The sequence below is a fragment of the Blautia sp. AF19-13LB genome (assembly GCF_003479105.1).
GTDB lineage: Bacteria > Bacillota > Clostridia > Lachnospirales > Lachnospiraceae > Fusicatenibacter > Fusicatenibacter saccharivorans.
This window is the reverse complement of record NZ_QUGO01000008.1, coordinates 52,171-73,409: the sequence shown is the minus strand read 5'-3', so window position 1 is coordinate 73,409 and position 21,239 is coordinate 52,171. Positions and strand designations below refer to the sequence as shown.

Sequence of the window (21,239 nt, the reverse complement as noted above, 5' to 3'; positions counted from 1 at the left end):
GTTTTACTATGGCAGATATTAACTGGATCAAGCTTCGCGTTGATATGTTCGACGATGAAAAAATCAAAATTATTCAGTCTATGCCGGAAGGCGACGCGATTCTTGTTATCTGGATCCGGATAATAGCGCTTGCCGGCAAATGTAACGCGAAAGGGCTTGTCCTGATCGAAGACGAATTCCCTTACAGTGACGAAATGCTGGCGACGATATTCAATAAGCCGCTGGCGACCGTTCGCCTGGCACTTGGCACTTTTGAGAAATTCCGAATGATCGAACGAACCGAAAAAGGTATTTATATTTCCAACTTCGAAAAGCACCAGAACACCGAAGGAATGGAGAAAATCAGAGAACAAGCAAGGATCCGAAAGCAACGAGAACGCGAGAAAAAACGCGCGCTTCTGGAAGCTGGTAACACGCCGGCGCTTCCGGACAATTCTTCGGAAAATCCGGAAACTTTACCGGAAAACGTGACAGACAATGTGACAAGTCACGTGACGTCACGCGTGACAGAGCGTGAAGTCACGAAACAGAATAAGAATAAGAATAAGAATATATATAATATATCTTCTAACGAAGATATAGTCGAAACTTCGGAAAAAACGTCCGAAGTTCCTGACCGAAAATCTGAACGTTTATCTTACGACGAGATCATGAAAGACTTTCACGCTACTTGTCCGGATCTTCCAGGCATACGCGCGTTAAACGACGCAAGGAAAACAAAGATCCGTTCGCTGGTAAAGGAACTTGATAAACTTAAAATCTTTCCTGGTGTTGAACCGGAAAAGAAGTTACACGTAATCTTCCAGGCGGCACAGAACAGCGATTTCCTTTCCGGGAGATCCGGGAAGTGGAATGGTTGCTCTTTCGACTGGTTAATCAATAAAACAAACGCCCTGAAAGTTCTTGAAGGGCAGTATCAAAACAAAGGGGGCGTAAGCAATGCCGGAAGAACAGATCAGCGACACAATCAGGAAGATGTTTCCGGATCTGATCGCACTACGAACGAAGCACTTGAACGATTCCGAAGAAACCACACCGGCGTATAAGTGCGAAAAATGCCACGATACCGGCTGGGAAATGGTGAAAGAGCCGGACGGACACGAATTTTGTCGCGAATGTTCGTGTGGCTGGCTTCAAAGACAACGCCTGAATGGCCGCTTGAAGTTTGCAACGATCCCGGAGGAATTCGAAGGGCAGACAGTAGATAATTTTCAAACGGATTGTTACAGTACGGCGGCGAATAGAGAACTGGCGGCTATGGCCCAGACGATCGCGAAACGATACGTCGAAAAGTTTGACGAGATCCAGGAAACCGGAAAGGGATTGTATTTTTATTCCAGGGTGAAGGGATCCGGAAAAACACGACTGGCCGTTTCTATCGCGAATGACCTGATCGAAAAGAAATTCATTCAGGCGAAATTTGCGACAACGATTCAGATTTTGGATCAGATAAAAGCAACCTGGGGCGGAATCAGCAAGAACGAAGAATCCGAACAGAAGTTGATTCACGATATTGTTTCGGTTCCGGTGCTTGTGATCGACGATATAGGCGTTGAAGCTGTGAAGGATTGGATCAACGAAAGATTTTACAACATTCTGAACGGCCGCATGATAGAAAAACGCGTCACGATTTTTACAAGTAATTGCAAGATCGAAGAATTGAATTTTGACGACAGAATCACAAATCGAATTGTTAAAATGGCGCTTCCGGTACAGTTCCCGGACGAATCAATTCGAACAGCAATCGCCAGAAAGGAAAACGACGATCTTCTTGATAGATTGTTAGGTGTATAAATGATTATCGCAGTAGATTTTGACGGGTGCCTTGCTTCCGCCGGAACGTGGCCGGAAGTCGGAGAACCGAACGAAGCGCTTATAAACTGGCTGATATGCCTTAGAAAACGCGGCGACAAGGTTATCTTGTGGACGTGCCGCGCGGACGAAGCACTTCAAAAGGCGGTTGAGTTTTGCAAGGTTCACGGCCTGGAATTCGACGCCGTGAACGATAACCTGGAAGAATTAAAACAGTTATACGGCAATAACAGCCGGAAAATATCAGCGGATCTTTACATTGACGACAAGGCGTTGAAGGTAGAGTTCCCGGAAAGGACAAACGATGAATGACGAAGAAAACAAAATCATTGAGAAAATCGAAAAACTGATCGCCTTATCCGGTTCGGATAACGAGAACGAAGCGAAAGCGGCAATGTTAAAAGCCCAGGAGTTAATGGCAAAATACGAAATCGAACAGGATCGTATTGATCCGGAACGAAAGAAGGAACGCCCGGTCGTTTGCTTTACTTCGCCGATGTTCCGTGATGACTGGTGTGTCGATGTTGGTTCCCTGATTGCGAATAATTTCAGGTGCCGCGCGATTATATCACAAAGACGCAACAGCGGCGGCGCGTACCGGCTGAAATTCTTCGGCTTCGAAGAAGACGCGGAAATCAGTATCAACGTTTTCAATTATGCCGTGAAGGTGATCCGAAAGAGAATGGCGACGCTTCGCGCGATATACCGCGACGCGGAACGCGAATTCGGAAGAAATGAAAAGATGGCTTATGTCGATGGATTCTGTTCCGGGCTTTACCGGAATTTTGAAGAACAGAAAAAACAAAGTGAATCCTTCACCCTGGCGCTTCTGGTTCCGGAAGCAGTTGTTAAATTTGTCGATGAAATTCCAGGAATGGAAGAATATAACCGCCGCGAATATCAGCAAAAGCACGAAAACGACGTTCTTCGCCAGGCTGGATATGTTGACGGAAAGGCGTTCCAGAACGCCGGCGACAAGGAACGGCTGGCGTATGAATCTTGATAAATTCGCCGGTGGTGAATTAACAAGGTTGATCCGGAAAGGGATCAACGAAATTCTGGATAATATCCGGGACGAAGGGACAACGCCCCAGGCAAGGCGAACGCTGACCGTGAAAATAACATTCCGGCCGGCGAAAGATCGAAAGAACATGAAGATCCAGATTGAAACAAGGGTGAACAAAGCACCAGTCCGGGCGGCTGAAACGAATATGTTTATCGGTCAGGAATTGGACGGTTCACCGGCTTTCTATACGTCCGACGAACAGATTCCCGGACAAATGAGATTAACGGAAGGTGGTTGAATGAATTTTGAAAATTGCAAAGAAAAATATTTTATCATCGTTGAAGGCGATGAAAGGGCGGTTATTCGGGACACGCCAGAAGCCGCAGAGCGAAAGCGAAAAAAACTTGCAAAATATTGCAAGGGAAGAAAAATCACAGTCTTCAAAGCAACAGCCAGAAATTAAAGCGGAAACGCCTGGCGAAAGCGTTCCGACCGACACAATGATTTTAAGGGCGATCGGAACGTGTGAATTTCAGTTCGGAAAAGAACTTCACAGAGTTTCCGAAGCGAAGCTTGAATTTGTTTATGATACCGGACTGGATCTGTTCAAGATCTATGTGATAGCACTTTCAGAAGTATTCGGCGCTATCATGTTTTATATCCCCGAAGACATGGCGGAAATGATAGGCCGCAAGGTTGCAACGCTTCCGGATCAGGGATTTCACGATTATTTGTGTCACCTGATCGAAGCGGCGGCGCAAGCTAGGCATATAGCGGAAGAAAACGGCGTCCACAGCTACGACGCGGACGCGGCCGGCACGGAATTGCTGGAAATGTCAAGACGATTTTCCGGAATCGGAGTATCGGCGACCGAAGCAATAAACGCCATGACGTCACTTGTAAGAGCCGCGGCACATGAAGCGGATAAACTGATCGAAACCAGGATCCGCCCGAATAACTGGCTGAAATTACATGGTTATCCTATGCGAAGAAAAGGAAAGGGGAGAAAAAGAAAATGAATAAATGGATCGGAAGCGGAAAAGTGATAAAAGATCCGACAATCCGCTACAAAGAGGACAAGGCTTCGTTCGTGGCCTTTACGATGATGTGTAAGAGAAACAGAAAAATCAAAGACGGCGACCAGGCGGTCGATTTTATCGACTGTATTTGTACCGGCAATATTGCCGAACTGGCGCGCCAATATTTGAGAGATGGAAAGAAAATCGAAGTCATGGGGCCGTTACAGTCCGGAAGCTATATCGACCGCGAAACCGGAAAGAAGATTTATACAAAGACAGTATTCGTCGAAGAATTGAATTTTGCGGAAACAAAGGCCGAAGAAGAAGCGCGCCGCCAGGTAGAAGGACAACCGGAGCCACAGCCGGCACCAGATAACAGCTTCATGGATATTCCGGAAGGCGTAGACAGCGAACTTCCGTTCAATTAGGGGGGCGCCGATGAATAAAGACGATTTGAAATACAACGCCGAAGGCTATCGCGATAAAACGGCGGAAACAGCAATCAGGGCGGCGGATAAGCCGCCGAAATCGTCATACCAGCCACCGTATGAAGTTACGGAAATGGTCGATATGTTCCACAAAATCGCCAGGGCCTACGGTTATGACATTGATAACAGAATCGCTTTCCGGGATAGAAAGTCCGGAACAGTTTACAGATAACAGAAAGGAAAAACGAAATGGAAGCAAAAGAATATCAAAATTTAGCAATGAGAACAAACGACGGAAAGGGAACTGAACGCCTGGAAGAATGGATCAGAGAAGAAACCGGAGCCGAATACAAAGGTGACGTCATGATCGAAAACGAAATTGACGCCGGCGGACTTCTTAACGGGTGCCTTGGACTTTCCGGAGAAGCCGGAGAACTTAACGACCTTGTAAAAAAGTGGATCTTCCACAAGAAGCCACTGGATCGCGAACACATGAAGAAAGAAATCGGCGACGTTTGCTGGTATATCGCGGATATTTGCCATTCAATGGGCTTCGATCTGGGCGAGATCTTCCAGATGAACATTGACAAACTAAAAGCCAGATACCCGGAAGGATTTTCGGAGCAGAGAGCAAACAACAGATCCGAAGACGACATTTAAGGCGGTGCAAATGGACGAGGAGTTTATAAAATTTCTTGGTAGGGCGACAGCGTATCTTTTCATGTTGTCGCTGGCTGTTTTAAGTGCCGGGGTTGATAAAATCAAGAAAAGGAGAGCGAAAAGAAATGGGCGAAATACTGATCGACATAACACCGGAACAGTGGGAAGCACTAAAGAAAAGCGAAACGATAACCATTGAAACAAAGAATCCGATACCGGTTGAATCCGGATCAGAGGTGATCTGTTATATCCTGAATACCGGAATTGTTGGAAAATTCGAAGTGAAGGACACTGAATGTTTAATCACACATGCAAAACTTAACAAAATCAATCCGAAGCCGGAAACGCTGATCGAATTCGATTATTCATTCCCGATCGAAACGGCGAAGTCACTTCGTAAATCGTGTAATATCGCGGAAGAAGGCTGGTGTGAAATTAAGAAATATACGCGAAATAAGGTTGCGTATAGCATGGACGGCGAAAATTATTCCGCAATGTATGACACAGCCGCGGAAGCGCTGGAAGACGCCAGGAACGAAATTGAATACATGATCGAATCCAGGAAGAAGGGATATAAGGTTGTTCTTCCGGAACGCGTCTTCGTCGGAGAGTGTGAACTTTACCGGCCGTCGCTTTTATCTTGTGGATATGATGTGATCGAAGCTGTTCAGACTGACGCATACGACGAAGGCGGAGAATATGCGGAAAATTACCTTGACGACGTAACAAAGGAACAGCGCGAGGAACTGGAAGAACAGCTTGACGTTGTGTTCAATACCTGGCTTGAAAAATATGATCTTTATCCGAATTTCTACACAATACCGGCATATGAAACCTATAAATACATAGACGGGAAATTTGAAAGGGAAGAAGAATGAAGATTCTGGCAGTAATTGGAGCCTTCGCGATTATGATTCTGTTCGCCTTCGTATGCGGCGCGATCATAGCGCAACAGACAGACGAAGAAAAAGTCCGCGAAGATCTGGAACAAGAAGAATGGTTATCGAAGCTGAAAAACGGAAAGGAAAAGAAAAATGACACTGGAAGAAAGAATTAAAAGATTTATGTCACTTATGACGGAAGCCACCCAGGAAACCGGAATCACCGTGGCCGTGGAGCATGGCGCGCCGCTGGTGGTGTTCGATTTACAGAATCAGGAACCGATCAATCTTGAAATTACAGTCGGAACCGAAGTGGAGCGAAAAAACGGCGTAACGTCAATAACGACTTTTGATAAGTCGCAGATAGAGGAATAGCAAAGGAGAAAAAGAAAAAATGAACACAGAAGTTATGTTTTCAAGTAAAACGGACGCGTGGGCGACGCCAGCGGACTTTTACCAGAAATTAAATTCTGAATTTCATTTTGACCTTGATCCATGCGCGGACGAATATAATCACAAGTGCGATTTGTATTTTGATAAAAACACAAATGGCCTTTTGCAATCGTGGGGGGGCATAACGTTTTTGTAAATCCGCCTTACGGCCGCGAAATTGGAAACTGGGTTGAAAAAGCTTTCAGAACAAACGAAGAACACGGAAATCTTGTGGTGATGTTACTTCCAGCCAGAACCGACACAAAATGGTTCCACGAATATATTTACCATAAAGCGGAAATTCGTTTCATTCGCGGAAGATTGAAATTCGGAAACAGCAAAAACGCCGCCCCGTTCCCTTCGATGGTGGTTATCTATAACCGGAAAGGAATATAAACAGATGGCAAGAAAAAATAAAAATAAAAAGCCTGAATATGTCGTTATTTGCCGCGAATTCAACCGCGCGGCCGCCAGGATAGACATAACGGTCATTGACAAAGGTGTCACGGATCACTTACTTAATAGCTTGATAAAATTACATGAAAGAGATCCGCATAAAAGATACTTCCTAACACTGAAAAAAGACTATCAGGTTTACGGTGCGCTTTATAAAAAACAGATCGAAACAATGTCTATCAAAAATAATAAAAGAATTGTGGAATTGGGGGTTGTACTTGATGATTGAATTTGACGGAATGAGCCGGCCAGAAATAACAAAAATATTATCAATTTCAACCGAAAAAAACATAAACCCTAATAACGACACAAGGATATACTGGGCGAAAGAAGTAACTTTTGATTATTCCACAACGGCGGCCGGCCGTGTGGACTTTATGAGGTTTAAGCCGGTTAATAATAGTGTTTCTGGAATCGAAAAAGGTGATTTTTATTGTTTCGAAGTAAAATCGTCGGTCGATGATTTTCATTCGAAAAACGGACATAATTTTCTAGGCGATTTTAATTATTACGTCATGCCTGAAAACGTATTCGATGAAGTCAAAAAAGAAATACCGTACAATGTCGGCGTATTTGTCCCGAAATGCAAAAGCCATTTCGGCGACTGGTACGATCTGAAATCTGTTAAAAACGCCAGGAGAAAAGACAGAATACGTCCGGCTTCTGAAATGTTGCTTATGATGTTTCGATCGGCGGCCAGGGAGCGAAAAACAGAACAGAAGAAGGCGGCACTTTCAGAAGATGGAATCGCGGTTCAAAACTTTAGCAACAGACTAAAACAGACGATTTACGACAAAGGAATGACACAAAGAGAATTAGCCACCGCGACCGGAATTTCGGAAGTGTCTATCAGCAGATACATAAACGCCGAAAGACTACCAAAGATAACAGAATTCAAGAAAATAGCGGTCACGCTAGGAGTAACGACCGATTATCTACTTGAATGAAACGAAGAAAGGGAAAGAAAATGAGCAAAGAAGAAGCGGTTTTGATATTGGAAAAGGCTGGATATACGGCGAAAATCGAAAATTCGGTCGTTATAGCAAAAATTGAAAAGTTTTCACAGAAGGAATTCGATCGGGTTCGGAAAATTCTTCGTGAAGCTGGATATAATAGCAGTTTCGGCGTGAAAAACTGGAAAGAAGGTGAAAAGAATGTCCCAGGAGAAGAAAAAGAGATCTGACCTGAAAGTCGGCGACACGATAAAGTGTCACGATCCGGACGACATGATCGACACGATGAACGAACTTGTGAAATCCGGCGTTGAAACTGATTTTCTGTATAAAAAAGACGGAAAAGAAGGCTTCTGGCTTGTAGTAACCGGATATTACTAAAAGTATTTGATTTGACAAAAAATAAGTGGTAAAATAAAAAGACGGAACGCCGATCAGCAATTCCGCCCTAAAAAGTAGCCTTTAATAATTATAACACGAAAAGTTATAATTGCAAGGGGAAGCTGAAAATGGCGAAACCATCGAATTCAAACGAAAGGAATCTTTTTACAGACATTGATCTTCAAATTATGCTATGCAACGAGAAGATCAAGAATCACCGAAGATCTATCGAAAAAGTGAAAAAAATGTGTGGCTGGTATGGCCCTTCTGGCGTTGGTGGGATTGACTATTCGAAGGAATCTTTCCCTTCGACACATATTTCATTCGCCGAAGGCCTGGAAATGATCGACCGTGACACGGAAAAGATAAACCAGCTTACGGAAGAACGAAAAGATCTTCGCCGAACCATGCGACGCGTGAAAAAAATCTACGCCGGACTTTCCGGAATGGAAGCACAAGTTTACTATTGCCGCGTGATTCAGAAAAAAACACAAGCGGCCGCCGCGGACGAAATCGGACTTTCTGTTCGCCAGTTCCAGAGAATCGAAAGCGATATGAAGGACAAAGGGCTGATTTGAAAATGAAAATTTTTTGAAACGAAAATTTTTTCACTTTTTGAAACGTTGATTTTTCAAGAAATCCACATTTTACAAGGATTTACGCGAAAATTACATGTCGTGTTTTATGTCGTGTTTTTGTCGTGAAATATGTCGTGGAAATGTCGTGTCAATCCGTGTTAATATATTAGCGTTGATAAGTGAATCAAAAATTCCTTGAAAGGCGTCGCCAGAAATGGCGGCGCTTTTTGCGTACATAAAAAGGGGGTGGCCCGATGAATACGGTCGAACCGATCAGGGACATGGATCTTGTGATGGATTTGGCCGAATACCTAAAATCGAATAATGAACGTGATTATGTTCTTTTCATGTTTGGCATTTATACCGGGCTTAGAATTTCGGACATTTTGAAATTCCGAATTCGTGACGTCCGGGAAAAAGACGCTGTTTATATCAGGGAGAAAAAAACCGGGAAGGAAAAAAGATTCCCGATAAATTCTGAACTGAAACCTATTATCGAAGAATATATCGCCGGTAAAAGAGATTATGAATATCTATTCAAATCGCCACGATACCCGAATAAGCCTATCACCAGACAGCAAGCGTATAACGTACTGACTGACGCGGCGAAGGTGTTCGGCCTGGAAGCAATAGGCACGCACACACTACGAAAGACATTCGGCTATCACATGTACCAGCAGACACACGACGCGGTTACACTGATGGAGATATTCAACCACGCAGACATAAGCGTCACCCTTCGATACATTGGTATCAACCAGGACAACAAAGATAAGCTGATTAAGAGCCTGACCTTTAAACATGGCAAGGGCAAGAGATAGCACACACAAGAAGCCTTCCTATCCACACGGATAATCGGAAGACTTCTTTCTTTTTGCCTTTTACTTGACACAACGGGGCGTTGACAAGTGAAGTGTGTTCGTTTTCGTTGCGTTTAATAGAAAGGAAAGGCGCACAAGCGACTTGACACAATTACAAGATATGTCAAGAGAAGGGGACGACAAGGCACCCGGCCAGGACGTGAAAATCATCGGGGAATTTTTCCCCGAACTTTCGTAGGTTCTTCCGGCGACCGAATCGGCCCCGCGGGTAAGCGAAGCCCAAAATCTTCCTAGATACAGACAAAAAATAACAGAAGTTGCCGTTACCGATTTGACCGGAAAGGGGGCGAGGATATGGCAAAAGCAGAAACAGAATCAGCAAAAATCACGAACGTAGACAGCTTGACCGTATCGGCCGCCGTCCTGGGCGATATATTCGGCGTGTCTGACAGACGTATTCGCCAGATGGCAGAAGAAGGAATCATCGTCCGCGTGGCGAAAGGCCGGTACAACTTCCAGGAATCCGTTAAGAATTATATCTTGTCTTTGAAGCTTGCCGTTGACACGGCAAACCAGGACAATCCGGACGGAGAACTGAACATTGAAGAAGAAAAAGCACTTCACGAAAGAGTTAAGCGTCACATTTCAGAACTTCGCCTTCAAACCATGAAGGGAGAACTTCACAAGGCCGAAGACGTCGAAAAAGTAATGACTGACATGCTGACTTCATTCAAAACAAGGGTTATGAATATCCCTTCGAAGGTTGCGCCGGTGCTGGAAAGCCGCGACGCCGGATTTATCAAAGATCGCCTGACAGCGGAAGTCACGGAAGCCTTAAACGAATTGAAAGACTACGATCCGAAGGCTTTTTATAGTGATGAATACGTCGAAGGTGAAGACGATGATTAAATCAGAGCCAGACAGAAAACGTTCGAAAGATTTAGGTATCGACTTAAAGACAATCAAATTATTTGAAAAGATAGCGAAAGCAGTAGCGCCGCCGCCTATTATGACGGTTAGCCAGTGGGCGGACGCTGAAAGAAGACTGTCGGCAGAAAGTAGCGCCGAAGCCGGACGCTGGAACACAGACCGCGCACCTTACCAGCGCGAGATCTTGGACGCCGTAAACAATCCGGAATGTGAAGAAGTGGTGATTATGTCTTCCGCCCAGGTTGGAAAGACAGAACTTATCCTGAACACGATCGGATATTATATCGACTACGATCCGGCGCCGATCCTGGTTGTAAATCCGACAATCGAAATGGCCCAGACCTTTTCGAAGGACAGACTGGCGCCGATGATCCGCGACACGCCGGCACTTCGCGGCAAGGTTCGCGACGCAAAATCGAAGAATTCTGGAAACACAATCCTTCACAAACAGTTTCCGGGCGGTCATATCACTATGGCCGGGGCGAATTCGCCGGCTTCCCTGGCGTCAAGACCTATCCGAATCGCCTTAATGGACGAGATCGACCGCTATCCGGCCAGCGCCGGAACAGAAGGAAACCCGATCAAGTTAGCCGAAAAGCGAACGACGACCTTCTGGAACCGTAAAAAAATAAAGGTTTCAACGCCGACAATCAAAGGACAGAGCCAGATCGAAGCCGAATTTCTATCCGGATCACAAGAAGAATGGTGTGTTCCTTGCCCTTGTTGTGGAAAATACCAGTCCTACGAATGGGGAAGGATTCATTTTTCAGATGTGACGATGGAATGTAAATTTTGCGGCGAACATATTTCCGAAGTTGACTGGAAACAGCAAAAAGGAAAGTATATCGCAAAATTTCCGGACAGAAAGCGAAAAAGAAGCTTTCACCTTAACGAATTAGCGTCACCGTGGAAACACTGGGAAGAAATTATCCGGGAATTCAGGGAAGCACAAAAGGAATTGAAGGAAAACGGCGACATTAACAAAATGAAAACCTGGATCAATACGACGCTTGGCGAAACATGGGAAGAACGCGGCAAAAGTGCCGACGATGATTCTATCATCGGACGCCGCGAAAGATACGAAGCAGACATTCCGGACGGTGCTGTCGTTCTCACGGCCGGCGTGGACGTTCAGGACGACCGTTTCGAAATCGAGATCACCGGCTGGGGCCGCGGTTATGAATCGTGGGGCATTAAGTACGATAAGATTTTCGGCGACCTGGAAAAAGAAGAAACCTGGGATCTTCTGGAAAACTATCTTGATAAAGAATTTTACTTTGCTTCCGGAAGTTCGCTTCTGATCGCTTGCACTTGCATAGATACCGGCGGCCATTTCACGACACAATGTTACAAATGGCTGAAAAAAATGGAGCGAAAAAGCAAAAGGATTTACGGTGTTAAGGGTATGGGTGGCCCAGGTATTCCACTTATACACAAGTTATCCACAAACAACCAGCTAAAAGTTAAGGTTTTTATCCTGGGTGTGGATTCCGGAAAAGAAATACTTATGACGCGGCTTAATACGGTTGACGAAGGGCCGGGGTATTGCCATTTTCCGATCAATGCCGACCGCGGATATAACGAAACCTACATAAAGGGGCTTAACAGTGAGCAACGCGTCGTTCACATAAAAGACGGGCGCCCGGTTATCAAGTGGGTAAAGAAAGCCGGCGGAATCAGAAACGAACCGCTGGATCTTCGAAATTATTCCACAGCCGCGGTCGAGATCCTACGTCCTGACTGGGACGTTCTGGAATCGAAGGTCAAGGCCGGAATTAACTACATGAAAAGACAACCGGCAAAAAAGACCGGAAAACGAAAAACTGGCGCCTTAAACCGCGGCGTCCAGTTGTAAGGCGGTGAAATATGTTAAGCAACACACAGAAGGAACGCCTGGAACGTTATAAATCCAGGCTGAATATGTACCTGGAAGCAGAAGAAGCTGTTCTTCTTAACCAGGAATACACGATCGGGACGAAAAGCTTAAAACGTGCCGATCTTGGAACTATCCGGGCGGCTATTAAAGACCTGGAAAAACAGATTGATTTATTAGAATCAGGCGGAAAAAACAAGGCTTTCCGATTTGTTCCGCGTGATATTTAGAAAGGCGGTGGCTGAAAAGTGAATATTATCGACAAAGCGATTGAAGCTTTCAATCCGGCGGCCGCCCTGAAACGACAACAGGCACGAATGGGAATGGAACTGATCCGGACGTTTCAAAATTCAGGATATGACGAATCGGGGGCTTCCAGAACAAAAAATTCAATGCGCGGCTGGTCGGCAAGATCAAAAAGTCCGCAAGAAGACATTGACAAGAATCTTCCGACACTACGCCAGCGATCAAGAAGTTTGTATATGTCGGCGCCGCTGGCCGCTTCGGCAATCAAGACAAACCGAACGAATGTAGTCGGCGAAGGATTGAAGCTGAAAAGCACGATCGACTATTCCTATCTTGGAATGACGCCGGAAGCGGCGGCAGAATGGCAACGCCAGGCGGAACGCGAATTTGAATTATGGGCGGAATCAAAGTTTTGCGACGCCACACGATCAAATAATTTTTATGAGATCCAACAAACGGCGTTAATGTCGTGGCTTATGAACGGCGACGCTTGCGTCCTGGTAGAGTACGAACGCCCGAAGAAATTCTTCCCGTATGGCTTGCGCGTTCGCCTGATCGAATCGGATCGAGTTTCGACGCCGCACACAACCGGGAATACCGTGAATTTATACGCGAAGGACTTACAGACCGGGAACCGGATCTATAACGGCGTTGAACTTAACGACGCCGGCCAGATCGTGGCATACCATATCTGTTCGACTTATCCGAACAGCAACCTTCACGCGGAAAAGAAGTGGACGCGTGTAAAAGCCTTCGGCGATAAGACGGGAATTCCGAACGTGCTAATGATTTACGAAACAGAACGCCCGGAGCAATACCGCGGCGTTCCTTATTTGGCGCCGGTTATTGATTCATTGAAGCAATTAACCAGATACAGCGAAGCCGAACAAATGGCGGCTGTTATCAACGGATTCTTCACAGTGTTTATTACATCGGAATCCGGAGCGCAAGACGTAGGGTTCACCGGAGTAGTCCCGGAAGGCGAAGAAGTGACAAACGATGATGTCAGTTACGAACTGGGGCCTGGAATGGTGAACATGTTGAATCCGGGCGAAAAGGTCGAGATCGCCGACGCGAAAAGGCCTTCGACGAATTTTGACGCGTTCGTGACCGCACTTTCGAAGTATATCGGCGCCGCACTGGAAATCCCGGTCGAATTACTGACAAAGAGCTTCACGTCGAATTATTCCGCTTCACGTGCCGCACTTCTGGAAGCCTGGAAGGCTTTTCGAATGAAAAGGGCGTGGCTTGCCGCTGATTTTTGCCAGCCGATATATGAGATTTTCCTGATCGAAGCAATTTCCTCCGGAAGATTAAAGGCGCCAGGATTCTTCCTGGATCCGATGATCAAAAAAGCATACTCCGGCGCACAATGGAACGGCCCAGCCCAAGGAATGATCGATCCGATCAAAGAAGTAAACGCGGCAAAAGAAAGAATATCAATCGGAATTTCGACACGTCAGAAGGAAACAATCGAAATGACCGGCGGCAACTTTGAAGCAAACGTCGCCCAGCTTGCACGCGAAAATGACCTGATGAAAGAATACGGCATTTCTGGCGCGGCACCGTCCGCACCGGCTGAAAATAAAACAGAAAAGGAGAATATTGACGATGAAGAAGGCAACAAAGAAGACAAAGTTCCTGAACATGGCGACACCGGCGCCGAAGGTCAATAAATTCTGGAACTTCACAGAACACGGAAACGACGCCGAATTACAACTTTTCGGAACGATTTCTTCGGAAGAAGACTGGTGGAGTGACGATTGTGTCACTTACAGAAATTTTATCAACGATTTGAACGCGCTGGGGCCTAAAGACAATATAAACGTATTGATTCAGTCCCAGGGCGGCGACGTATTCGCGGCAAATGCGATTTATAACGCGCTTGTGGCAAACAGCGCAAAGATTACCGCGACAATTATCGGAATTTGTGCTTCCGCCGCCACGATCATTTTACAAGCGGCAGAAACACGCAGAATCGCAAAAAACGGCGTAATTATGGCCCACAATCCAAAAGTAACGGTTTATGGAGCCTACGAAGCGGACGATTTGCGAAAGTTAGCGGAAGCAACCGACAAAGTAAAAGATTCAATCAAGGCCGTTTATCGCGATCGCCTGGGAAAAACAGACGACGAAATCGAAGAAATGATGAACGAAACGGCCTGGTATGTCGGCCAGGAAGCCGTTGACAATGGATTTTGCGACGAAGTGATCGAAGAAAACTTCACGAACGCCGCAGTCACAAACGAAGGAAGATATAGTTTCAAGAACTACGTGGAACCTATTCTTCCCGATGATGTTCGAAAAAAGGTTCAAAATCTTTCTAAAACGCCGCAGAAGGACGACGGGACTTTTTTTAATAAAACCAATCCACAGAAAGGAAATAATGACATGGGACAGAATCAGAACCAGAACACGGCGCCGGTGAAAATCGAGAACGCCGCACAGTTGCGAAGTGCTTATCCCGATATGATAAATCAGATCGTGGACGAAGCTATTCAGAACGAACGCGATCGCTTAAAAGCCATTGACGAGATCGCGAACGGAATTCCTGACGACGTTTTGAAAAAGGCAAAGTATGACGAGCCACTTTCCGCCGCTGATCTTGCACTGGCACAGATGAAAGCAAACAACGCCGCCGGAGCGCAGACAATGACAAATGTTGTTGACGATCTGACAAAATCCGGATCCGGAGAGGTTGGAGCAGTTCCGAACGTTGGAAACGACGCCGGAGCGCAGACACCGGAACAGAAGGAAGCCAAAGTTCGCGGATTTGCAAACGCGTTAAAGGGCGACAAGAGAAGAAAGGAGAAATAAATCATGGGATTATATGAAAAAGTCGGCGAATTTACGCCGGATTCACTTTTTGCGTCACCTGACTACCCGGTTTTGAAAGAAGGAATCGGCCTGAAAAAAGGTCAGGGCGTATTGAAACGCGGATCCCTTATCGTGAAGGGATCTGACAAACACGCTTATCTTGCCGGAACAACCGTTTCTTCCGTTACTTTGAAGGTGTTCGGAATCCTTACGGACGACGTAGACACCGGATCAGAGGATAAAAACGAGAACGTACCGGCTACGTGCTACATTACCGGACATTTCAACCGCGGCGCGGTGATTGTTAAGTCCGAAGCAACTATTGACACATACGAAGACGATATGAAGGGCGTCGGAATGTACCTTCGTAACGTCCAGAAATACGAGTAAACAAGGGGGTATTAAATCATGTCTGATTACACAACACGCGAAATGATGGAAGCGTTCGACCAGACGCCGCCCGTCAAAACCTTCTTACAGAAGACTTTCTTCCCGACAGAGGAAACGCATGTTTCCGAAAAGGTTGAATTTGATGTAAGAAAAGGAAAAAGAATCATGGCGCCGCTTGTAAGTCCTAGAATGGGCGGAAAGGTTATCACACGCCAGGGATTCAGAACGAACCAGTTCACTACACCGAAGATCGCACCTGAAAGACCTATGACAATCGACGACATTACACAGCGCGCGATCGGTGAGAATATTTACAGCCAGAGAACGCCAGAGGAAAGAGAAGACGAACTTCTGGCGAAAGACTGGACGGATCTTGAAGAATCAATCGCACGAAGAAAAGAGTGGATGTGCCGTCAGATCCTTTTTGAAGGAAAAATCGACGTTGAGGACGAGGAAGAAGGACTTGATGTTCAGATCGACTTCGGCTTCTCAAATATTATCTATCTGGGAGCCGACGAGAAGTGGTCGCTTGCCAGCGCGGATCCTTTGAAGCCGCTTCGCGAGATCAGAAGAAAGATTATCAAGGCGACCGGAAAGGCACCCGATATTGCGATTTTCGCGTCTGACGCAATCGAGGACTTCGTTAATAACTCTTATGTCATGAAGGCCATGAACGTTCTTAACATGAAGAATGTTGTTATTGAGCCGCGAGTAGTAGATCCGGCGCTTACCTTCTACGGAAGAATTGCAGAACTGGATCTTGACATTTACACATACGACGAATGGTTCTTAAACGACGAAGGCGACGAGGAAGCAATGATCCCGGCCGGAACTGTTCTGATCGGACATTCCGACGGCGAAGGACAGGTTGAGTATGGATCTGTTACCCAGATGGAAGATAAGAAATTCGTCACTTACGAAGGAAAGCTTGTTCCGAAGGAGTACGCAGACGAGAAGAACGAAGTTAAGATGTTACGTCTTACTTCTCGTCCACTTCCTAGACCTTACGACGTTGATTCCTGGGCGATTATCTACGTTGACGGCACAAAAGCAGAGTAGGGGGCGATTATATGGCATACAGAACAAAAATCGAGGTAAGAACCGGCGGCAAGAAATACCTTCCTGGAACAATCCTTCCGGAAGATATTTCACCGCTTGATCTTGCGTTCCTTAAAAGAAAAAAATTCGTTGAGGTTGTAGACACTGATCCGCTGGCAACGCTTGCGGCGGAAGATTCCGACGAAGATCCGGACAATGACGGATTCACAGACGGGTTCGGCGGTGTAGACAGCCTGAAAAGCGCTGACGAGATCATGAAGCTTCGCTCAAAGGCCGACGTTGCACAATACGCGGCTTCTATCGGGCTTGATCTTGGCGAAGATTACAAAGACAAGGCCCTGGACGATCTGAAAGAAACAGTTATCAATTTTCAGGAAGAAATGGAAGCTGGTTCTGACGACGGATCCAACAAGTAATGAAAAGCTTCAAAGAACAGCTTGAAAAAGATTTTGAAACCACATTCTTCAATACGGACGAATTCGCGGAAATTCACGAATTGCAAGGAAATGAAGTTCCGGTCGTAGTTGATAACGACATAATTATCACGCTTTCACTTGGAAAACATGCGGACGCCGACGGAATATTCACCGACGATAAAATGATTTTCGTACAAAAAAAATACCTGGAATTTGAACCGGTGGCCGGTCAACACTTATCCTTCGACGGAGAGATCTACCCGATCAAAACTGTTAATGAAGATATGGGCGGCTATACGATCATTCTATCAGGTAACGAAGATTGATCGTTTCGGAAATAAAGGTTTCCGGCATTGAAGACGTTGAAAAACGTTTAGGAAACATGAAAAAGAACGCCCCGACGGTTGTTTCCAGGGCAATCAACAGGGCGATTCAGAACGTAAAGAAGAATATGGGAAAAGAAACGTCGGAAAGGTATTTTATCACGTCCGGCGAAGTGAAAAAGACTGTCAATGTCACAAAAGCCACAAAGTCACGGCTTCAAGCCGCGGCAATTTCGCAAGGTGCCGGAATTGCCTTGTCAAAATTCAAGGTAAATCCAAAAACACCGGTTCGATACCGTGGGGCGTCCAGATCGCCGAAGGTATATCGTGCCGGTGTTAAGAAGGCCGGCGGCGTAAAGCCGCTGGACGGAAACCCGAAGTCTTTCGTTGCTGTTATGAAATCCGGACACGTCGACGTTTTTTCCAGAACGTCCGCGAAAAGTCTTCCGATCAAACAGCTATACGGCCCGTCTGTTCCGCAGATGGTGAAGAATGAAGACATTATGAATAAGATCAACCGCGACGCAAACGAAACGCTTCAAAAGCGAATTGACGCGGAGATCAACAACCTTTTGCGAAGGGGGTAAGACATGCAGACAGATATTTTTTTACAGAAGACACTTGTTGAAGTTGTGAAAGAAGAACTGAAAGGATATGTCACGTTAAACAATGGCGAAATGGTAGAATTCAACGTCTATCCGCAGAATTTACCAGCAAAGCAAGGGAAGAATGACAAAGACCACTTTCCTTACGTGCTGGTGTGTCTGGACGAAGAAACGATCGCTGGGGAAGATTCAAACAATATTTGTTCAATCTATTTTCTGGTTGGAATCCAGGATCAGAACCCGAACCGCCAGGGACATTTTGACGTTGCGAATGTCTTAAATAAATTACAAGACAGATTCCTGAAAGATCGTCTGATAGATCAGCGATACAGAATCCAGTTCCCGATCACAAAGAAGTTCCAGGAAGAAGACACCTGGCCGAAGTTTATCGGCGGAATGTCTACTTTATGGGACGTTAGTAAAATGGAAATGAGGGAAACCGAATATGACTAGAAAAGAAAATAAAAAGGTCATGTATTTAGGGCCTACAATTCGCGGCGTCGTTAAAAACGGCGCTGTTTTTGAAGGTGGAATTCCGAAGAATCTTGAAAAGATCGCCGGAAAGAAACCGATTATTCAGAATTTGATCGTTCCACTTGAAAACATTGTGGACGTTTCAAAGAATATCCGCGTCGAAGGAACAGCGGAAGCGATTGCCTTCGATAAAATCGCAGAGATCAGCGAAGCGGAAGTAAAAGAGTTTACGGAAGGAGAGTAAAAAGCTATGTCTAATTACAAACATGGTATCAGGACAAGCCGCCAGGCTACACAGTTAGCCACGCCGGTAACGTCCGACGGCTGTTTACAGTGTATCATCGGAACGGCACCGGTCAACCTTGCCGCCGATCCTTACGACACAGTGAATAAGCCTTTCGTCGCATACAAGAAGGCGGACGCGATTTCCGCCCTGGGATATAGCGACGATTTCAAGAATTACACATTATGCCAGAGCGTTTACGCGACATTCGACGTCTTCGGAGTTGCCCCGATCGTGCTTATTAACGTTCTGGATCCGAAGAAACATGTATCAGCGGAACTTTCAAAGACATTCGACGTCGTAGGCGGAACAGCAAAGGTCACAGAAACCGGAATCCTTATGGATAAACTTTCCGTATCTGACGAAACCGGCGCAACAAGCTACAAAGCAGACGAAGACTATATCGCTTCTTTCAATTCAGACGGTACAGTTTCAATCGCAATCGTGGCAACCGGAGCCGCAAAGAGCGCGAAGAAAGTAAAAGTGACTTACGTTCAGATCGATCCTTCGAAGGTCACATATCAGGACGTGATCGGAAGCTATGACGTTTCTTCAAAGAAGAAAACTGGAATGGAACTGATCGGAAACGTTTATCCGAAATACGGAATCGTTCCTTCTTTACTTCTGGCGCCTGGCTGGTCACACATTCCGGCGGTAAATCTTGCGCTTAACGCAAAAGCGAACCTGATTTCTTCCCTTTTCACAGCGAAGGTCGTGTCAGATATTGACACAGACACAGAAAAGGCAGAATCAGCGGACGAAGTAAAGGAATTCAAGGATAAGTCCGGATATTCCGACAGAAACACAATTCCGACATGGCCGCTTGTTGGCGTCGGCGATTATGTTTATTACTTTTCCGCCCAACTTGCGGCAAGCTTACAGTATTTAGCCGCAAATAACAGCGGCGTTCCTTCAAGAAGTCCTTCAAATAAGGATCTTAAAATCACCGGAACCTACAACAAGGCCGGCGACGAAATTATCCTGGATATGGACGAAGCGAACGATTATTGTAACGCTTGCGGCGTAGTTACCGCAATCAACATGAACGGCTGGAAAGCCTGGGGAAACAATACCGCGGCTTACCCGTCTTCGACAGATCCGATCGACAGATGGATCAACATTGTAACTATTTTCGATTACATCGAAAACAACTTCAAACTTTCGTTCTTCCAGAACGTGGACGATCTGACAAATTACAGACTGATTGACGAAGTAGTTTCCGGATTCAACATTCAGTTGAACGGCCTTCAGGGATCCGACGATATAGCCGGCGGCGAAATTGTATTCGATCACGAAGAAAATCCGATCGCGAATATCCTGGGCGGACACATTAAGTTCCATACAAGAATCGGCGGCTATGTACCGGCGGAAGACATCGAAAACGTATTTGAATTCGATCCTACCATTACCCAGGCCGCACTTGAAGGGGGTGCTGAATAATGGGATATAAAATTCCTACCGTGTTAAACAACTTTAACACATACGGATCCGGTCATAAGTACGTCGGAGTTTCAAGCGAAGTTTCGCTTCCTAGTTTCGAGTACATGACGGAAACGATCGACGGCGCCGGAATCGGCGGCGAGATCGAAGAAGCTATCGAAGGAAGCTTCGGATCGCTTGAAACAGAAACAACATTTCAGAACATTAGTAGAGAAATGTTTGATTTCATTACACAGACTGGAAATGTCACATATCGCGGATCTATGCAAGTGCTGAACACAGCAACACAGACAAACGATTTTGAAGGCCTGGTCGTAACAACAAAAGGAAAGGTGAAGTCGTTCGAACTTGGAAGCCTGAAAAAGGGCGGCAAGGGAGAACCGAAAGTCGTTCGTGAAATTACTTACTGTAAAATTCAGATCGGCGGAACGACCGTCCTTGAACTTGATAAATATAATCTGATCTGGAAACTTAACGGCGTTGACCGTTTACAGAAAGTAAGATCCCAGATCTAGGAAAGTGAGGAAATAAGCACATGAGCAAAGAAGATAATTACGAAGTAACAGCAAGGGAAGACGTGACCGCAGATATTCCGGTCGCAAACGTACCGGAAGGGGCGGAAAACGCCCTTCTTCCGAAGAAAGAGAGCGAAGACGACGATCTGATCGTGAAGTTCAGAAAACCTTTCGATTTCGAAGGCGAAATCTATGAAAAACTTGACCTTCACGCCCTGGAAGACATTCGCGGCCGTGACCTTACGGCTATTGAAAAAGCTTTCAATAAGACGGGAATTTCCAGCTTTATGCCGGAAACAACAACGACTTACGCGAAGATCGTAGCCACGAAGGTAACTGGTTTACCGGCCGAATTCTTCGAAGATCTTCCGGCTTACGAGATCGAAAAGATCAAAAATGTCGTGACAGGTTTTTTCTACAAAGACGAATAAGACATGATTC

General features: G+C 45.7%; 33 protein-coding genes and 1 pseudogene. All 34 read left to right on the top strand.

Annotated elements, in window-relative coordinates; translation table 11 throughout:
* Nucleotides 1-8 precede the first annotated feature (8 nt).
* Entirely contained in the window at nucleotides 9-1,046 is a 1,038-nt protein-coding gene (locus DWX32_RS09895) for a phage replisome organizer N-terminal domain-containing protein (protein WP_118659862.1), read from the top strand.
* Nucleotides 940-1,794 (top strand): ATP-binding protein, encoded by an 855-nt coding sequence (locus DWX32_RS09890; RefSeq protein WP_118659860.1) that lies wholly within the window; start codon nucleotides 940-942, stop codon nucleotides 1,792-1,794. The genes DWX32_RS09895 and DWX32_RS09890 overlap by 107 nt, the downstream gene beginning before the upstream one ends.
* Nucleotides 1,795-2,124: a hypothetical protein gene (locus DWX32_RS09885; RefSeq protein WP_118659858.1), complete on the top strand. Its 330-nt coding sequence runs from the start codon at nucleotides 1,795-1,797 to the stop codon at nucleotides 2,122-2,124.
* On the top strand, nucleotides 2,117-2,815 hold the full coding sequence (locus tag DWX32_RS09880; protein WP_118659856.1) for a DUF2786 domain-containing protein: 699 nt from the start codon (nucleotides 2,117-2,119) through the stop codon (nucleotides 2,813-2,815). Before DWX32_RS09885 ends, DWX32_RS09880 begins: the two co-directional genes overlap by 8 nt.
* A complete protein-coding gene (locus DWX32_RS09875; RefSeq protein WP_118659854.1) occupies nucleotides 2,805-3,116 on the top strand; it encodes a hypothetical protein in 312 nt (103 codons plus the stop codon). The genes DWX32_RS09880 and DWX32_RS09875 overlap by 11 nt, the downstream gene beginning before the upstream one ends.
* 7 nt (nucleotides 3,117-3,123) lie before the next feature.
* The gene (locus DWX32_RS09870; RefSeq protein WP_147398482.1) at nucleotides 3,124-3,837 is read left to right on the top strand and encodes a hypothetical protein; all 714 of its coding nucleotides are present in this window, start codon (nucleotides 3,124-3,126) and stop codon (nucleotides 3,835-3,837) included.
* On the top strand, nucleotides 3,834-4,265 hold the full coding sequence (locus DWX32_RS09865; RefSeq protein ID WP_118659850.1) for a single-stranded DNA-binding protein: 432 nt from the start codon (nucleotides 3,834-3,836) through the stop codon (nucleotides 4,263-4,265). The genes DWX32_RS09870 and DWX32_RS09865 overlap by 4 nt, the downstream gene beginning before the upstream one ends.
* Before the next feature lie 10 nt (nucleotides 4,266-4,275).
* The gene (locus tag DWX32_RS09860) at nucleotides 4,276-4,497 is read left to right on the top strand and encodes a hypothetical protein (RefSeq protein ID WP_118659848.1); all 222 of its coding nucleotides are present in this window, start codon (nucleotides 4,276-4,278) and stop codon (nucleotides 4,495-4,497) included.
* Nucleotides 4,498-4,514: 17 nt separating this feature from the next.
* On the top strand, nucleotides 4,515-4,925 hold the full coding sequence (locus DWX32_RS09855; protein ID WP_118659846.1) for a nucleoside triphosphate pyrophosphohydrolase family protein: 411 nt from the start codon (nucleotides 4,515-4,517) through the stop codon (nucleotides 4,923-4,925).
* A 125-nt stretch (nucleotides 4,926-5,050) separates the two neighbouring features.
* Entirely contained in the window at nucleotides 5,051-5,803 is a 753-nt protein-coding gene (locus DWX32_RS09850) for a hypothetical protein (RefSeq protein ID WP_118659844.1), read from the top strand.
* Nucleotides 5,800-5,982: a hypothetical protein gene (locus tag DWX32_RS09845; protein ID WP_118659842.1), complete on the top strand. Its 183-nt coding sequence runs from the start codon at nucleotides 5,800-5,802 to the stop codon at nucleotides 5,980-5,982. Before DWX32_RS09850 ends, DWX32_RS09845 begins: the two co-directional genes overlap by 4 nt.
* 7 nt (nucleotides 5,983-5,989) lie before the next feature.
* Nucleotides 5,990-6,181 carry a hypothetical protein gene (locus DWX32_RS09840; RefSeq protein WP_147398481.1) on the top strand — a complete coding sequence of 64 codons (192 nt, stop codon included), beginning with the start codon at nucleotides 5,990-5,992 and terminating at the stop codon, nucleotides 6,179-6,181.
* Nucleotides 6,182-6,200: 19 nt separating this feature from the next.
* Nucleotides 6,201-6,634, top strand: a pseudogene (locus DWX32_RS20725) (DNA N-6-adenine-methyltransferase).
* A gap of 4 nt (nucleotides 6,635-6,638) precedes the next feature.
* Nucleotides 6,639-6,923, top strand: a complete 285-nt coding sequence (locus DWX32_RS09830; RefSeq protein ID WP_118659838.1) for a hypothetical protein — start codon at nucleotides 6,639-6,641, stop codon at nucleotides 6,921-6,923.
* Nucleotides 6,916-7,641: a helix-turn-helix domain-containing protein gene (locus tag DWX32_RS20140; protein ID WP_118659836.1), complete on the top strand. Its 726-nt coding sequence runs from the start codon at nucleotides 6,916-6,918 to the stop codon at nucleotides 7,639-7,641. The genes DWX32_RS09830 and DWX32_RS20140 overlap by 8 nt, the downstream gene beginning before the upstream one ends.
* Before the next feature lie 20 nt (nucleotides 7,642-7,661).
* Nucleotides 7,662-7,877, top strand: a complete 216-nt coding sequence (locus tag DWX32_RS09820) for a hypothetical protein (RefSeq protein ID WP_147398480.1) — start codon at nucleotides 7,662-7,664, stop codon at nucleotides 7,875-7,877.
* Entirely contained in the window at nucleotides 7,849-8,028 is a 180-nt protein-coding gene (locus DWX32_RS09815; protein WP_118659832.1) for a hypothetical protein, read from the top strand. Before DWX32_RS09820 ends, DWX32_RS09815 begins: the two co-directional genes overlap by 29 nt.
* Before the next feature lie 128 nt (nucleotides 8,029-8,156).
* Entirely contained in the window at nucleotides 8,157-8,606 is a 450-nt protein-coding gene (locus DWX32_RS09810; protein WP_118659830.1) for a hypothetical protein, read from the top strand.
* A gap of 254 nt (nucleotides 8,607-8,860) precedes the next feature.
* Complete coding sequence (locus tag DWX32_RS09805; RefSeq protein ID WP_118659828.1) at nucleotides 8,861-9,427, top strand: site-specific integrase; 567 nt, start codon at nucleotides 8,861-8,863, stop codon at nucleotides 9,425-9,427.
* Nucleotides 9,428-9,781: 354 nt separating this feature from the next.
* On the top strand, nucleotides 9,782-10,336 hold the full coding sequence (locus DWX32_RS09800; RefSeq protein ID WP_118659826.1) for a hypothetical protein: 555 nt from the start codon (nucleotides 9,782-9,784) through the stop codon (nucleotides 10,334-10,336).
* Nucleotides 10,329-12,212 carry a phage terminase large subunit family protein gene (locus tag DWX32_RS09795; protein ID WP_243037580.1) on the top strand — a complete coding sequence of 628 codons (1,884 nt, stop codon included), beginning with the start codon at nucleotides 10,329-10,331 and terminating at the stop codon, nucleotides 12,210-12,212. The genes DWX32_RS09800 and DWX32_RS09795 overlap by 8 nt, the downstream gene beginning before the upstream one ends.
* A gap of 11 nt (nucleotides 12,213-12,223) precedes the next feature.
* Entirely contained in the window at nucleotides 12,224-12,460 is a 237-nt protein-coding gene (locus tag DWX32_RS09790; RefSeq protein WP_118659822.1) for a DUF6148 family protein, read from the top strand.
* Nucleotides 12,461-12,478: 18 nt separating this feature from the next.
* The gene (locus DWX32_RS09785) at nucleotides 12,479-14,152 is read left to right on the top strand and encodes a phage portal protein (RefSeq protein ID WP_118659820.1); all 1,674 of its coding nucleotides are present in this window, start codon (nucleotides 12,479-12,481) and stop codon (nucleotides 14,150-14,152) included.
* Nucleotides 14,088-15,293 carry a head maturation protease, ClpP-related gene (locus tag DWX32_RS09780; protein WP_118659818.1) on the top strand — a complete coding sequence of 402 codons (1,206 nt, stop codon included), beginning with the start codon at nucleotides 14,088-14,090 and terminating at the stop codon, nucleotides 15,291-15,293. The genes DWX32_RS09785 and DWX32_RS09780 overlap by 65 nt, the downstream gene beginning before the upstream one ends.
* 3 nt (nucleotides 15,294-15,296) lie before the next feature.
* Nucleotides 15,297-15,683: a hypothetical protein gene (locus DWX32_RS09775; RefSeq protein WP_118659816.1), complete on the top strand. Its 387-nt coding sequence runs from the start codon at nucleotides 15,297-15,299 to the stop codon at nucleotides 15,681-15,683.
* A gap of 18 nt (nucleotides 15,684-15,701) precedes the next feature.
* Complete coding sequence (locus DWX32_RS09770; protein ID WP_118659814.1) at nucleotides 15,702-16,742, top strand: major capsid protein; 1,041 nt, start codon at nucleotides 15,702-15,704, stop codon at nucleotides 16,740-16,742.
* Nucleotides 16,743-16,753: 11 nt separating this feature from the next.
* Complete coding sequence (locus DWX32_RS09765; RefSeq protein ID WP_118659812.1) at nucleotides 16,754-17,158, top strand: hypothetical protein; 405 nt, start codon at nucleotides 16,754-16,756, stop codon at nucleotides 17,156-17,158.
* Nucleotides 17,158-17,484: a hypothetical protein gene (locus DWX32_RS09760; protein WP_118659810.1), complete on the top strand. Its 327-nt coding sequence runs from the start codon at nucleotides 17,158-17,160 to the stop codon at nucleotides 17,482-17,484. The genes DWX32_RS09765 and DWX32_RS09760 overlap by 1 nt, the downstream gene beginning before the upstream one ends.
* Nucleotides 17,481-18,068, top strand: a complete 588-nt coding sequence (locus DWX32_RS09755) for a phage tail protein (protein WP_118659808.1) — start codon at nucleotides 17,481-17,483, stop codon at nucleotides 18,066-18,068. Before DWX32_RS09760 ends, DWX32_RS09755 begins: the two co-directional genes overlap by 4 nt.
* Nucleotides 18,069-18,071: 3 nt before the next feature.
* The gene (locus DWX32_RS09750; RefSeq protein WP_118659806.1) at nucleotides 18,072-18,539 is read left to right on the top strand and encodes a hypothetical protein; all 468 of its coding nucleotides are present in this window, start codon (nucleotides 18,072-18,074) and stop codon (nucleotides 18,537-18,539) included.
* Nucleotides 18,532-18,804 carry a hypothetical protein gene (locus DWX32_RS09745; protein WP_118659804.1) on the top strand — a complete coding sequence of 91 codons (273 nt, stop codon included), beginning with the start codon at nucleotides 18,532-18,534 and terminating at the stop codon, nucleotides 18,802-18,804. Before DWX32_RS09750 ends, DWX32_RS09745 begins: the two co-directional genes overlap by 8 nt.
* A 6-nt stretch (nucleotides 18,805-18,810) precedes the next feature.
* Nucleotides 18,811-20,283: a phage tail sheath family protein gene (locus DWX32_RS09740; RefSeq protein WP_118659802.1), complete on the top strand. Its 1,473-nt coding sequence runs from the start codon at nucleotides 18,811-18,813 to the stop codon at nucleotides 20,281-20,283.
* Nucleotides 20,283-20,798: a phage major tail tube protein gene (locus DWX32_RS09735; RefSeq protein ID WP_118659800.1), complete on the top strand. Its 516-nt coding sequence runs from the start codon at nucleotides 20,283-20,285 to the stop codon at nucleotides 20,796-20,798. The genes DWX32_RS09740 and DWX32_RS09735 overlap by 1 nt, the downstream gene beginning before the upstream one ends.
* Before the next feature lie 20 nt (nucleotides 20,799-20,818).
* Nucleotides 20,819-21,229: a phage tail assembly protein gene (locus DWX32_RS09730; RefSeq protein WP_118659798.1), complete on the top strand. Its 411-nt coding sequence runs from the start codon at nucleotides 20,819-20,821 to the stop codon at nucleotides 21,227-21,229.
* Nucleotides 21,230-21,239 lie beyond the last annotated feature (10 nt).